This is a genomic window from Alginatibacterium sediminis, from assembly GCF_003610775.1.
Classification (GTDB): Bacteria; Pseudomonadota; Gammaproteobacteria; order Enterobacterales; family Celerinatantimonadaceae; genus Alginatibacterium; species Alginatibacterium sediminis.
The window spans coordinates 13,509-27,998 of the sequence record NZ_RAQO01000003.1 but is presented as its reverse complement, the minus strand read 5'-3'; the positions used below and the strand labels follow the sequence as shown (position 1 = coordinate 27,998).

The following is a 14,490-nucleotide window of genomic DNA, read 5'->3' as shown; positions in this document are numbered from 1 at the left end:
CTGTGATATTACATTAATAAAACGATATTTGTGCCGAATAAATCACCTTAATGATCAATTTATTCAGCCGATAAAGCACATTTTAGTCAAATTGACAGTAATGTCTGTTCTTTGAAGAACACTTCTGCACGATAAACAAAAAAAAGCGCAACTAAAGTTGCGCTTTAAAACAATTGTTTGACCCGAGAGAGCTAAACTGTCATTTGTATGATTACTTCATCAGCTACGTCGGTGTAATCTTTAATTTCATCGAAATTCAAGTAACGATAAGTATCCGCTGCAGTGGCATCAATTTGCTTGGCTATTTCAAAATACTCGGCTGGACTCGGAAGTTTGCCTGTAATTGAAGCAACCGCTGCTAATTCCGCTGAAGCCAAGAATACGTTTGCCCCAGTCCCTAAGCGATTTGGGAAATTACGTGTTGAGGTAGAAACCACCGTTGCGCCATCAGCTACCCGCGCTTGGTTACCCATACACAATGAACAACCCGGGATCTCAGTGCGCGCACCAACGCGGCCATATATACCGTAGTAACCTTCTTCTGTCAGTTGCTTTTGGTCCATACGCGTTGGCGGAGCTACCCATAAGCGCGTTGGTAAAGCGCCTTTGTGTTTATCAAGTAGCTTACCTGCAGCACGGAAGTGACCGATGTTAGTCATGCACGAACCAATAAAGACCTCATCTATTTCTTTACCAGCAACTTCAGACAACAAGCGAGCATCATCTGGGTCGTTCGGTGCACATAGAATAGGCTCAACAATGTCGGCTAAATCAATTTCGATAACTGCCGCATACTCAGCATCTTTATCGGCTTCCATAAGATCAGGCTGCGCGATCCAAGCTTGCATGCCTTGAATTCGACGCTCAATAGTACGTTTATCACCGTAACCTTCTGCAATCATCCACTTCAACATCACAATGTTGGAGTTTAAGTATTCGATGATTGGATCTTTATCCAGCTTAATTGTACAACCAGCAGCACTTCGCTCAGCAGAAGCATCTGATAGTTCAAACGCCTGCTCAACTTTAAGTTGCTCAAGACCTTCGATCTCCAAAATGCGGCCAGAGAAGATGTTTTTCTTGCCAGCTTTCTCTACCGTCAACAAGCCTTGCTTAATAGCTGTATATGGAATGGCGTGTACTAAATCACGCAAGGTGATACCCGGATTCATTTCGCCTTTAAAGCGAACCAATACCGACTCTGGCATATCTAAAGGCATAACACCTGTGGCTGCTGCAAACGCAACCAAACCAGAACCAGCAGGGAAAGAAATACCAATAGGGAAACGCGTATGAGAATCACCGCCAGTACCAACGGTATCGGGCAATAACATACGGTTTAACCAAGAATGGATGACACCATCACCTGGGCGCAGTGAAATACCACCGCGATTCATAATAAAATCTGGCAAAGTATGGTGTGTTGTTACATCCACCGGCTTAGGATAAGCCGCCGTGTGACAAAATGACTGCATGGTTAAATCAGCAGAGAAACCTAGGCAAGCTAAGTCTTTTAGCTCGTCACGAGTCATAGGCCCAGTTGTATCTTGCGAACCCACAGTTGTCATTTTCGGTTCACAGTACTGACCAGGTCGGATGCCCTCAACGCTACACGCCTTACCAACCATTTTTTGAGCTAGAGTAAAGCCTTTGTTGCTAGATTCAACTGCAATTGGACGCTCGAATACAGTAGATGGGCTTAAACCTAGCGACTCGCGTGCGCGGTCGGTTAAACCACGGCCGATTATCAAAGGAATACGGCCACCAGCACGAACTTCATCTAACAGAACATTGGTTTTTAGTTCAAAGCTAGAAATGACTTCGTCAGTTCCAGCTTTTCTTACCACACCTTCAAGCGGATAAATCTCAATCTCATCGCCCATGTGCAGCTTCGATACATCAAGCTCAATAGGCAAAGCTCCAGCATCTTCCATAGTGTTAAAAAAGATCGGAGCAATGTTGTTACCTAAACAGAAACCACCAGCACGTTTGTTTGGTACAAACGGAATATCGTCGCCCATTAGCCACAATACTGAGTTGGTTGCTGATTTTCGTGATGAACCGGTACCGACCACGTCACCAACATAAACTAATGGATTGCCTTTTTCTTTGAGACTTTCAACTAACTTCATTGGGCCAACAACGCCGGCTTCATCGGGTTCAATACCATCGCGAGCATTTTTAAGCATCGCAAGCGCGTGCAATGGGATGTCAGGACGAGACCAAGCATCCGGTGCAGGGCTTAAGTCATCAGTATTGGTTTCACCGGTCACTTTAAATACGGTTAGTTTTGTTTTAGCTGCGATTTCCGGCTTATCTAAGAACCATTGTGCATCGGCCCAACTTTGCATCACTTGTTGTGCAAAATCATTACCGGCTTTGGCTTTAGATTCAACATCGAAGAAAGCATCAAACATAAGTAGAGTATGCGACAACGCTTTAACAGCTATTGGTGCAAGCTCTGCGTTTTCGAGCAACTCAACTAAGGTTGTAATGTTGTAACCACCTTGCATAGTGCCAAGGAGTTCAGTTGCATAAGCTGGGCTTAAAATGGGTGAACTTCCTTCGCCTTTCGCGATTGCAGATAAAAAACCAGCTTTCACATAAGCGGCTTCATCGACGCCTGGTGGGATTCGGTTTACCAACAAATCTAGAATGAAATCTTCTTCACCGGTCGGTGGCGTTTTAACTAAATCAACCAACGCTGCAGTTTGTTCAGCATTTAGGGGGGTGGGAACAATCCCTTGGGCTGCACGCTCTTCGACGTGTTTACGGTAGCTCTCTAGCACGACTCGCTCCTTAATATAGAGTGCTAGGCCGCGATTTAATCTGAGACTTTTTTGCGGCCCAACATTTGGAAATGACTAAGCGTTTACAAGCGCTTAACCAATAGGTCCTTATAGGGGCGTTTACTGTAGCAAATTTAACCTCGAATTAAAATATAGTTACTTTATACCTTAGGCTAGAATGCGATTAAGCTACTGATATTAATTAACATTTTCCTTAAATACGAAGCGCGTTATTTGCAAGTTAACAATTCAATTACAAATAAACGCGCAAAAAGCTCAGTTTTTGCACGTTTATAGTGCTTTAACTCAGGACTTAAAGCTCATTTCCGACAAATAAATAGAGACTTTGCGCGTCTTCGTTGTGACCATAAGCAAGCGATATTGGACCTAGCCAAGTTGAGTCGTAGCTGACAAATATACTGCCAGCAAGAATGGAGCTATCCCAGTTCATCTGATTCACTTCATCCCAAACCCCACCGCGCTCAATTGAGGCACCAAGGTAGGTACGTGAACTAATAGGATTGGCTGCATCACCAAATAATTGATAGCGGTATACAAGAGTTGTCAGTGCCTTGTAACGTCCGCTGACTTCTTGTTTGCGATAGCCTGAAAGATTTAAAAAACCACCGAGATCTTGAGCAAAGGTGGCGAACACAAACTCACTATCACCACCTCCGAATTCTCCGTTCCAAGCTAAGGTGTGGCGATCAAAACTGTAGGGTAAACTCCAGGAGCCCTGTACGCTGCTAATCCAATCAAGCTCTTCGCCGTCAATGCGTTCGTTCTCATAGAAAAACCCAAGATTAAAGCGTCGGCCTTTTCGGGGGAACATCAAGCGATCTAAAGTGTCATAAGTGTAATTAAGATAGGGGCCAAAGCGCACATACTTTGCGTCTTCTTCAAAGCCTACCGGCTTCAAACCGCCGTATTTGTATAAGCCGCCAGCTTCGATATTTGCCCACGGTTGAAAGTTCCATTGAAGTTGCGCTCTGGCAGTCCATTCGTCCATTTTTACTGGAATAAAACTATTGCCGTAGTCGCCATCTTTATCGCCAATAAAGTAGTTTTTTTCAGTATCCAAATAACGTATCGAAGTACTCCATGCTAGATTGGCACTGGCGTCTATCGGACTATAGTACTCTGTAAAAAACTGCTTTCGAGAACCAATTTCAAGTTCGGTACGCCACTGCGCACCAAGCGCGTTCAAGTTAGTTTGGGTAAAAGCTAGCCCCAGTTGGATATCCGTCGAGTCTTTAAAGTTCTCTTGTAAGCCTATTTTTGCATCAAAATAGCCAGGTCCCCAACGTTTCTCTATCACATCAATGTAAAGCAATTCACCTTCGTCGGTCTGCTCTATTTGATAGACTGCTTTTTCTATGGTCCCCAGCGCATACAGCCGTCGAATGCCATCCTCAAGCTGCTTCCGGCTTGTCATATCGCCTTCTTTAACTCCGAGTTTTGCGTAAATGACAGAATTACTAAGCCGTGTTTGATTGACGAGGTTGATTTGCTTTACTTGAAAACTATCAACTTTGCGTAATTGCGATTGACGATGCCCTTTCTCAATCAGGTAATCATCAAAGTCTCCATGCCCTGCTTCAGAGTTTGAATCTAGACGTTTAGCTAGCGCTTCAATTGCTGGTTTGGCGGCTTCTAGCCCTCGTTCTTCGGCAAGACCCATTTGCGAGAAATTAGTGGTTCCGATCCCGCTAATATCCGGGACGATAAGCAGGTCTTGCTCGCGCATTAGTGCGATTTGGCGATTGGTGCCGGAACGGGTTAATTGCGTACTTAGCTGATTAATCATGCCCAATGCAGAATCGAGCTCTTCTCGGCTGGCTAATTGTCCACCGATATCAACCGCGATGATGATGTCAGCTCCCATTTCAATGAGCACGTCCACTGGCATATTGTTTACCACGCCGCCATCGGACAGAACATTGCCGTCAATAGCAATTGGACGCAGAACACCCGGTACTGACATGCTAGCCTGCATTGCGCGAGCCAAGTTGCCTTGCTCTAAAATCACTGCTTGCATGGTTTCCATATTCGTTGCAACAGCTCGAAAGGGTATGGGTAAATCATCGAAGCTTTTAAGCGTTTCTAGATTACTTGTCGATTCGCGAAGTAGTTTAGCCATGGTCTGGCCTTGTACGGCACCTTGCGGTAAGCGCAGGCCCTCACCATCATAGCCAAGCACTGCCGATAACTGATATTCATCTTTTTCAGCTTTTTTGTGCAACGACAGCTCACCGCGAGCAACGGAATCGCTATAGCCTGAATCCCAGTCTAAGTTTTCGGTTATCGTGCGAACTTCTTCAGCGTTATACCCCATAGCGTATAGGCCGCCAAAGTAGGCACCGATACTGGTACCAGCAATATAATCTACAGGAATATGGTTTGCTTCTAGTAATTCGAATAGCGCGATATGAGCGCCACCTTTAGCCCCACCACCACTAAGAGCCAAACCGATAGTCGGTCGTTGCTCAGCACTAGCAAAGCTTGAATGAACCAATAACAACGTGGTAAGCCACGCCCTAAATTTCCACATTCAAAAATTCCATTTGTGTTGCTTTGCGTTGCTGGTATTTAAACAAAAACGGATGGCAATCGCCATCCGTTTTATAGTCTTCGCTCAAGCTACTTCTTTTTGCGAGCTTTTGCATTTGGAAGGTCAGTAATACTACCTTCGTATACCTCAGCCGCTAAGCCGACCGATTCATGCAAAGTTGGGTGGGCATGAATCGTGAGTGCGATGTCTTCTGCATCACAACCCATTTCGATTGCTAGGCCAATTTCACCAAGCAGTTCGCCACCATTAGTGCCCACAATAGCACCACCAATGATACGGTTGGTATCTTTATCAAAGATCATTTTGGTCATGCCGTTTGGACAATCAGAGGCGATAGCACGCCCTGATGCAGCCCACGGAAATACTGAAGCTTCGTAGTTAATACCTTGTGCTTTGGCTTCTTTCTCGGTTAAACCAACCCAAGCCATCTCTGGCTCAGTATACGCAATTGAAGGAATGACTTTCGGATCAAAGAAGTGCTTCATGCCAGAAATGACTTCAGCGGCAACATGACCTTCATGCACACCTTTGTGAGCTAACATCGGTTGACCGACGATATCGCCAATCGCATGGATATGCGGCACATTAGTACGCATTTGCTTATCAACTTCGATAAACCCACGTTCAGTAACCGTCACGCCTGCTTTTTCAGCGTCAAGATTTAGACCATTTGGTACACGACCAACAGCAACTAAGACCGCATCATAGCGAACCGGCTCATGTGGAGCCTGTTTGCCTTCGTAGCTGACATAAAGCCCATCTTTTTTGGCTTCAACAGCAATCACTTTGGTCTCTAGCATGATGTTGAATTTTTTCTTCACATGCTTTGTGTACATACGAACGATATCTTTATCGGCAGCTGGTACCAATTGGTCGGCAAACTCGACAACGTCGATTTCACTACCAAGAGAGCTATATACCGTTCCCATTTCTAGGCCGATAATACCACCACCAAGAACTAACAACTTCCCCGGAACTTCTTTAAGTTCTAGCGCGTCAGTTGAATCCCAAACACGCGGATCATTGTGAGGAATAAATGGCAATTTTACTGGGCGCGAACCCGCAGCAATAATTGCGTTATCAAAATTAATTGTGGTCGCACCGTCATCACCTTCAACGGTAAGGGTATTCGAACCACTAAACTTAGCCAAACCTTGCACAACTTTTACTTTGCGCATTTTCGCCATACCATCGAGTCCACCGGTAAGTTGACTTACCACCTTCTCTTTCCAAGTACGAATTTTGTTGATATCGGTTTGTGGTTCACCAAAAACGATGCCGTGATCAGCCAGTGATTTTGCTTCTTCAATAACTTTGGCTACATGCAGTAACGCTTTTGACGGGATACAACCAACGTTTAAACAAACGCCACCGAGACTAGCATAACGTTCAACAATCACTGTTTCCAAACCTAAATCTGCTGCTCGAAACGCCGCTGAATATCCTGCAGGGCCGGCGCCGAGTACCACGACTTGGGTCTTGATTTCCTTACTCATGATGACCTCTTAGTGTTTTTATTTTAAGCCTAAAGGCTTCGCAACTTGAGTGTACTGACTCAAGATTGAAAAAAAAAGAGCCGCAATCAAAGTTGCGGCTTTATTGGACTAAAGAACTAATCGGCGAATATCGCCAAGTAAGCCGCTTAAGACGGTGATAAAGCGTGCTCCGTCAGCGCCATCAATGACACGATGGTCATATGACATAGCCAAAGGCAACATCAATTTCGGAACAAACTCACTGCCATTCCATTTGGGTTTCATCTCACTACGAGAAACACCCAGGATAGCAACTTCAGGTGCGTTAACAATTGGTGTGAACTGCGTACCACCAATACCACCCAAACTTGATATGGTAAAGCAGCCACCTTGCATATCTGAAGCCGTAAGCTTACCGTCACGCGCTTTAACTGAGATTGCCATCAGCTCTTTGCTCAAATCGTAAATGCCTTTTTGGTCAACATTACGAACCACTGGAACAACCAAACCGTTCGGCGTATCAACAGCAATACCAATATGAATGTATTTCTTCATAATCAGGCTGTTACCGTCATCAGATAAAGCTGAGTTGAATTTTGGCAACTGCTGTAGTGTTTTAGCGACAGCTTTCATCATAAACACCAAAGGTGTAATTTTGAATCCAAGCTTTTGCTTATCGCAGATAACATTTTGTTCTTTACGGAACGCTTCTAGTTCACTGATATCAGCTTCGTCAAACTGAGTCACGTGCGGGATCTTGACCCAATTGCGATGCAGGGCAGGTCCAGATATTTTCTGAATGCGCGATAGCGGAATTTCTTCGATTTCACCAAACTTGGAGAAATCAACAGACGGCCATTTGGCCACATCCATGCCTGAACCTGAAACAGCACCACTAGCAACTTGCACCAGGGCTTGTTTCACAAAGTTTTGCACGTCTTCTTTAACGATACGTCCTTTGCGGCCGCTACCCTTCACTTTAGACAGGTCAACACCAAATTCACGCGCTAAACGGCGAATCACTGGCGATGCATGTACATAAGCGTTGCTTTCCACAAAACCAGATGTGCTACTAACGCTGGTTGGCGCAGCTTTGCTCGCAGTTTTAGCTGGCGTTACTACTTCGGCTTTTGCAGCAGGTTTTGCTACAGCAACGCTTGGAGCACCACTGACTTCAAAGACCATGATTAGAGAGCCAGTTTTAACTTTGTCACCAGCATTCACTTTTAGTTCTTTAACCACGCCGGCAAAAGGAGCTGGAACTTCCATTGCTGCCTTGTCGCCTTCAACGGAAATTAGCGTTTGCTCAAGCTCGACACTATCGCCAACCGAAACCGTAACCTCGGTAACTTCAACCTCATCATCGCCAATATCAGGAATATTAACTTCTTTGATTTCGACAACAGTGCTGGCTGAAGCTTCTGGCGCAGCCTCTACAGCTTCTATTGACTCAAAAACCATAATTAACGTATTGGTCGAAACTTTATCGCCCACACCTATCTTAATATCGACAACTTTACCAGCAAATGGCGCTGGAACTTCCATTGCAGCTTTATCGCCTTCAACAGAGATTAAGGTTTGTTCTTCTTCAACCACGTCGCCAATGGAAACAGAGACCTCAGTAACTTCAACTTCATCATCGCCGATGTCGGGCACTTGGACATCTTTGCGCACAGCTTCTTTAGCTGGCGCACTTGGCGTATCAACGGGCGCTGCTTCGCTTGTTTCAGTGGCTCCAGCAGCATCTTCAAAGATCATTATTAATGAGTCTGTCGCAACTTTATCGCCGACCTGAATTTTAATTTCTTTAACCACGCCCGCTTGCGATGCAGGAACTTCCATGGCCGCTTTATCGCCTTCAACTGAAATCAAAGACTGCTCAACGTCAACGTGATCGCCGACATTGACAAGAATTTCTGTAACTTCGACCTCATCCGCGCCGATATCTGGGACTAAAATTTGAATCGTCATGAGCTTACCTTACGCGTAAAGAGGGTTGATTTTGTTAGCATCAATACCATAGGTTTCGATAGCCTGCTTAACCACGTCGACTTCAATGCTACCTTGTTCCACTAACTGAGTTAGAGCTGCAATAACAATGTAGTGAGCATTCACTTCAAAGTGACGACGTAAATTCTCACGGCTATCACTTCGACCGAAGCCATCAGTACCTAGAACTTTATAAGATGCTGGAATATATGCACGCACTTGGTCTGCATAGACTTTCATGTAGTCGGTTGCAGCAATAACAGGCTCACTACCCAATACTTGAGTAATGTAAGCTTGTTGCGCTTCTTTGCCAGGGTTAAGCATGTTCAAACGCTCAACGGCTTGGCCTTCACGTGTAAGTTCGTTAAACGAAGTTACACTGAAGATATCAGAGCCTATGCCAAAGTCTTTGCAAAGGATATCAGCAGCTTTAATCACTTGCTGCATGATGGTTCCTGAGCCTAGAAGCTGAACTTTGCCTTTCGCGCCGTCTTGGCTAGCAAATTTATAAATACCTTTGCGAATGCCCTCTTCTACGCCTTCAGGCATCGCTGGTTGATGGTAATTCTCATTCATCAAGGTGATGTAATAATAGACGTTCTCTTGATCGCCATACATGCGACGCAGACCATCTTGCAGAACAACCGCCACTTCATAAGCAAAGCTTGGGTCATAAGAAATACAGTTAGGAACTGTATTTGCCAACACCAAACTATGGCCATCTTCGTGTTGTAGACCTTCACCGTTTAAGGTGGTTCGCCCAGCAGTTGCACCGAGTAAGAAACCGCGCGCTTGTTGATCGCCAGCCATCCATGCCATGTCACCAACACGCTGGAAACCAAACATAGAGTAGTAAATATAGAATGGGATCATTGGAATATCGTTGGTGCTATAACTAGTAGCAGCTGCAACCCAAGAGCTCATAGCACCTAATTCGTTGATGCCTTCTTGCAATACCTGACCACTGGTATCTTCTTTATAGTAAGAAACCTGTTCTCTGTCTTGTGGCGTATAGGTTTGTCCTTGTGGATTATAAATCCCAATTTGGCGGAACAAACCTTCCATACCAAAGGTACGCGCTTCATCGGCAATAATCGGAACAATATTTTTGCCTACATTTTTATTTTTCAACAACACGTTTAGAGCACGAACATAGGCCATCGTGGTTGAAATTTCGCGTTTTTGTTCATCAAGTAACGCTGAAAATTCACTTAATTCTGGGATAAGCAGATCTTGGGTGAAGTTTGGTAGACGCTGAGGCGTGTAGCCTTTAAGCGCTTTACGGTGAGCATGCAGGTAGTCATATTCTGGCGTACCTTCTTTGATGCTTACATAGGGTAGATCAGCCAAGGCTTCATCTGACACATCAACACCTAAACGGTCACGGAATTGAGCCACATGGGTCATATCCATTTTTTTCACTTGGTGAGCAATGTTTTTACCCTGCGCCGCTTCACCCATGCCATAACCTTTAACAGTTTTAGCCAGAATAACAGTCGGTGCACCGGTGTTTTTACGTGCGGCATCAAATGCAGCGTACATTTTTTGAGGATCGTGACCACCACGTCGCAAAGCAAAAATTTCGTCGTCGTTCATATCTTTAACTAAAGCAGCGGTTTCGCTGTATTTACCAAAGAAGTGTTCGCGAACATAGGCGCCATACTTAGACTTAAATGTTTGGTAATCACCATCGACTGTTTCGTTCATTAGTTGAAGAAGTCGACCAGAGCTGTCTTTATCAAGCAGGCTATCCCACTCACTTCCCCAAATAACTTTAATCACATTCCAACCTGCGCCTTTAAATAGGCCTTCAAGTTCCTGAATGATTTTGCCATTACCCATTACCGGACCATCAAGGCGCTGTAAATTACAGTTGATAAGGAAGCAAAGGTTGTCTAGGCGCTCACGCGCGGCAAATGAAATCGCGCCACGTGATTCAGGCTCGTCCATCTCGCCATCACCTAAAAAGGCATATACGCGTTGGTTAGAGCAATCTTTAAGGCCACGACCCGTTAAATATTTTAAGAAGCGAGCTTGATAGATGGCCGAAATAGGTCCCAGACCCATAGAAACAGTTGGGAACTGCCAGAATTCAGGCATTAATTTAGGGTGCGGGTATGAACTAATCCCCTTACCATCAACTTCCTGACGAAAACCATCAAGTTGGTCTGCGCTCAAGCGGCCTTCAACAAAGGCGCGAGCATAGATACCCGGAGATATATGACCCTGGTAGTAGACCAAGTCACCACCATCTTTTTCGTTACGAGCACGGAAGAAATGGTTAAAACAAACTTCGTAGAATGCTGCTGAACTTTGGTAAGAAGCCATGTGGCCACCGAGTTCGAGATCTTTCTTCGAGGCTCGCAAAACGATCATGATGGCATTCCAACGAATGATAGACCGAATGCGTCGTTCAATACTAAGATCACCCGGGTATTCAGGCTGCGCAGCAACAGGAATAGTATTGATGTAATCACTGACGATTGAACCACCTGGCAGAGCTAGGCCATCAAACTTTGCATTTTTTAGCATTTGTTCCAATAGAAATTGAGCGCGCTCAACACCATCTTCACGAATCACAGACTCAAGAGCGTCTAACCATTCTTGGGTTTCTAGTGTGTCCAAATCATGCTTGAGGGTCTCTGACATGACTGTTTCCTTATCTCAATGTTGGGTAAATCTAAGGTTGTGGCCTTAGTTTCTCAGTTGATTTAAACGACGATGCGAGCGTTCAATACGACTCTCTTCGCGGTCAATCTCTAACAATGTTGCTTCGATGTAAGCTAAATGCTGCTGAGACGATTGCCTAGCATCATCTGCTTTACCATCGATAATGGCTTGTAATACCGCTTGTCGATGACTGGCTAGTTCTTCAGCCATGCCACTACGGCGATATAAAAGCTCTAAATTGCTTTGAATATTAAGTTTAAGTAAAGCACTTAAACCGCGAACCAAATGCAATAAAATTAAATTATGCGAAGCTTCGGTTATCGCTTCATAAAACTTCAGTACAGCCTGCGCTTCAGCTTCAGTATTTGCGTCCGTTTGAGCTAACTCAATTTCTTGATAACAAGATTGAACTTTTTCAATGTCCGCATCGGTACCTCGAATCGCAGCGTAATAGGCTGATATGCCTTCAACAGCGAATCTAAATTCTAGTAAATCTAGCTGTGCTTCGTCATGATTGGCAAGCAAGTTAAATAGAGGGTCGGTTAACCCGGCACGCAATCCAGCCTCGACAAATGTTCCACCACCTTGGCGGCGAGAAACAAGGCCTTTGGCTTCAAGCTTTTGAATTGCTTCGCGCAGAGACGGCCTAGACACGTCAAATTGTTTAGCTAATTCGCGTTCTGCTGGCAAACGTTCTCCAGGCCCCAAACTACCTTCTAGGATCATGCGCTCTAGCTCCACCATTATCACGTCAGCTAATTTCGCTTGCCGAACCGGTTGATAGCTCATGTAATAGTAATCCTTAGAAACTCGACTGCGAAATTGATAACACAGACCGAAAATGGGCTTTATTTAATTAACGCCTGTTAAATTGGTATTACCATTTAACAGGACGCAATTTAACAAAACTGCTTTCTGCTGTCTAGGGAAATTGACCTATATCAATTTTATGCCGTATAAGGTAGCGACTACAGCTTAATCAATCGCTAGCTGCAAACTGGTATGACCATTTAAATTTGAGTTTGAGTTGAAATATTTAACAATTGGAATTGTTACCTTAATCAGACAACTTTCGTCCAATCAAAGAACGGTCCCGGATCAAGTTTTCGACCTGGTGCAATATCGCTATGAGCAACAAGCCTCTCACGGCTGATCAACGGGTATTTTGCGTAGAGTGCCGCACAAACCCAATTTAAACTTTGATATTGTGCAGCTTCAAAGCTGCTATGAATGTCACCTTCAAGCTCAATGCCTATAGCAAAGTCATTACAGTTGTCCCGCAATTCATAGCTAGAGACTCCCGCATGCCAAGCCCTTTTATCAAAGGGCACATATTGAGTAATAGAACCGTCTCGTTTAATAACAAGATGCGCAGAAACTCTCAGCCCTTGCAGTTCTGAAAAGCTAGGATCAGCATTGCAATCTAATTGCCCCATAAATAGCTGTTCAATATAAGGAAGATTAAAACAAGACTCGGGTAAGCTGATGCAATGGACAACCACCACACTGATGTCAATTTTATTAGGTCTTAAGTCAAAATGAGGGCTGTCTCGAAAACTCAATAATGCTGGGATAGCATCATCTAAATCTAAACTTAGTCGGTGCTGCTCATCTATCGAAAATGGATTCAAAACCAAACCTCGCTATGTTGTATCGTTTAAGTGTGCGTTAGCCTCAAAGTTTTTCAAGTGTTTTTAGCCTTCAGCCCCCTTGTTGCGTTAAACTGCAAGCAATAATTATCAGGAGCCCCCAATGAATCCAACTCAACTTGAACTCAACGTTCGCCAAGCTTTAGCTGAAGATCTCAATGGCAACCAACAAACTAATGACATTACCGCTCAACTTATTCCAAGTGATCACCAAAGTTTAGCCCGTATAATTAGTCGTGAATCAGCCGTTTTTTGTGGTAAAGCTTATGTTGAAGAAGTCTTTAAACAATTGGGACAAAGCGTATCTATTTCTTGGTTAGTCGATGATGGCGACAGCGTAGCTGTCAATCAAACCTTGTGCGAGTTAAGTGGGCCTGCACAAATCCTGCTAACAGGGGAACGTACAGCGCTTAACTTTGTACAAACGCTTAGTGGTATTGCGACTCAAACAGCGCAATATGTAGAAAAACTTAAGGGTACCCAATGCGTATTACTCGATACGCGTAAAACCATTCCAGGACTGCGCCACGCATCCAAGTATGCGGTAAATTGCGGCGGAGGAGCGAACCATCGTTTTGGGCTTTATGATGCCTATCTAATCAAAGAAAATCATATTCTGGCCTGTGGCGGCATTAAAGGGGCAATTGAGCAAGCTCGTATAAATCAACCCGGCGTTAAGGTCGAAGTAGAAGTTGAAAACTTGGATGAATTACAACAAGCCATAGACGCTAAGGCTGATGTTGTGATGCTAGATAATTTCGGTATTTCTATGATGCGCCAAGCTGTTGAATTTGAACGCGGTGATACTCAACTAGAAGTTAGCGGTAATGTAAGCCTAGATACCATTCGCCAATATGCGGATACCGGTGTCGACTATGTCTCCGTTGGTGCCTTAACCAAAAACCTTAAAGCCTTGGATCTATCCATGCGTTTTGTTAACTAGATGTAAAGCGCATGAGCTTATTGTTATATTTAGGCTCCAAATTGGGTTGCGGATAGGTTTTAGTACGACATTTGCCTACAAAATCAGTCATTCAACTAGAATAAACGCATTTTGACTTGTAGGTATTATTTTTTAAGCACTTGTTTTTTTAATGATTATTATAAGTAAGAGTTGATTTTAAGCACACTTTTGTTAGAAGATTGGCTCAGCTAGCAGTTTTTACGTTATTTTGACGTATACAGTCAAGCAAAGTTAGATATAATAAATCTCGGTTAAAAAGGCAAGCGCAGGTATTTAGAGCTAAGACTCTATACGAATACAAATTATAAACGCTGCTATTTTAGTTTTACCGACGGTAAACAATCAAACTAATTAAACACTATCTGTGGAAAGGAAAACGCAA

At 44.1% G+C, this 14,490-nt stretch carries 8 protein-coding genes; 1 reads left to right on the top strand and 7 read right to left on the bottom strand.

Features of this window, described 5'->3' with window-relative positions; translation table 11 throughout:
* Positions 1-191: 191 nt before the first annotated feature.
* The 7 genes from acnB to ampD form a co-directional block, all read right to left on the bottom strand.
* Positions 192-2,789 carry a bifunctional aconitate hydratase 2/2-methylisocitrate dehydratase gene (acnB, locus tag DBZ36_RS02730; RefSeq protein ID WP_120353401.1) on the bottom strand — a complete coding sequence of 866 codons (2,598 nt, stop codon included), beginning with the start codon at positions 2,787-2,789 and terminating at the stop codon, positions 192-194.
* Between the two features lie 313 nt (positions 2,790-3,102).
* Positions 3,103-5,340 carry a patatin-like phospholipase family protein gene (locus tag DBZ36_RS02725; RefSeq protein ID WP_120353400.1) on the bottom strand — a complete coding sequence of 746 codons (2,238 nt, stop codon included), beginning with the start codon at positions 5,338-5,340 and terminating at the stop codon, positions 3,103-3,105.
* Between the two features lie 89 nt (positions 5,341-5,429).
* Positions 5,430-6,857: a dihydrolipoyl dehydrogenase gene (lpdA, locus tag DBZ36_RS02720; RefSeq protein ID WP_120353399.1), complete on the bottom strand. Its 1,428-nt coding sequence runs from the start codon at positions 6,855-6,857 to the stop codon at positions 5,430-5,432.
* 108 nt (positions 6,858-6,965) lie between these two features.
* The gene (aceF, locus tag DBZ36_RS02715; RefSeq protein ID WP_120353398.1) at positions 6,966-8,807 is read right to left on the bottom strand and encodes a pyruvate dehydrogenase complex dihydrolipoyllysine-residue acetyltransferase; all 1,842 of its coding nucleotides are present in this window, start codon (positions 8,805-8,807) and stop codon (positions 6,966-6,968) included.
* Positions 8,808-8,816: 9 nt separating this feature from the next.
* The gene (aceE, locus tag DBZ36_RS02710; RefSeq protein WP_120353397.1) at positions 8,817-11,474 is read right to left on the bottom strand and encodes a pyruvate dehydrogenase (acetyl-transferring), homodimeric type; all 2,658 of its coding nucleotides are present in this window, start codon (positions 11,472-11,474) and stop codon (positions 8,817-8,819) included.
* Between the two features lie 45 nt (positions 11,475-11,519).
* Positions 11,520-12,284: a pyruvate dehydrogenase complex transcriptional repressor PdhR gene (gene pdhR, locus DBZ36_RS02705; protein ID WP_120353396.1), complete on the bottom strand. Its 765-nt coding sequence runs from the start codon at positions 12,282-12,284 to the stop codon at positions 11,520-11,522.
* 272 nt (positions 12,285-12,556) lie between these two features.
* The gene (ampD, locus tag DBZ36_RS02700) at positions 12,557-13,069 is read right to left on the bottom strand and encodes a 1,6-anhydro-N-acetylmuramyl-L-alanine amidase AmpD (protein ID WP_120353468.1); all 513 of its coding nucleotides are present in this window, start codon (positions 13,067-13,069) and stop codon (positions 12,557-12,559) included.
* 178 nt (positions 13,070-13,247) lie between these two features.
* On the opposite strand from ampD, the gene nadC reads away from it, so the two are divergent.
* Positions 13,248-14,087, top strand: a complete 840-nt coding sequence (nadC, locus tag DBZ36_RS02695) for a carboxylating nicotinate-nucleotide diphosphorylase (protein ID WP_120353395.1) — start codon at positions 13,248-13,250, stop codon at positions 14,085-14,087.
* Positions 14,088-14,490: the final 403 nt, after the last annotated feature.

Excerpts from the sequence above, each read along its gene's own strand:
- DBZ36_RS02725 (WP_120353400.1), bottom strand. The coding sequence starts at position 5,340 with ATGTGGAAATTTAGGGCGTGGCTTACCACGTTGTTATTGGTTCATTCA.
- lpdA (WP_120353399.1), bottom strand. The coding sequence starts at position 6,857 with ATGAGTAAGGAAATCAAGACCCAAGTCGTGGTACTCGGCGCCGGCCCT.
- aceF (WP_120353398.1), bottom strand. The coding sequence starts at position 8,807 with ATGACGATTCAAATTTTAGTCCCAGATATCGGCGCGGATGAGGTCGAA.
- aceE (WP_120353397.1), bottom strand. The coding sequence starts at position 11,474 with ATGTCAGAGACCCTCAAGCATGATTTGGACACACTAGAAACCCAAGAA.
- pdhR (WP_120353396.1), bottom strand. The coding sequence starts at position 12,284 with ATGAGCTATCAACCGGTTCGGCAAGCGAAATTAGCTGACGTGATAATG.
- nadC (WP_120353395.1), top strand. The coding sequence starts at position 13,248 with ATGAATCCAACTCAACTTGAACTCAACGTTCGCCAAGCTTTAGCTGAA.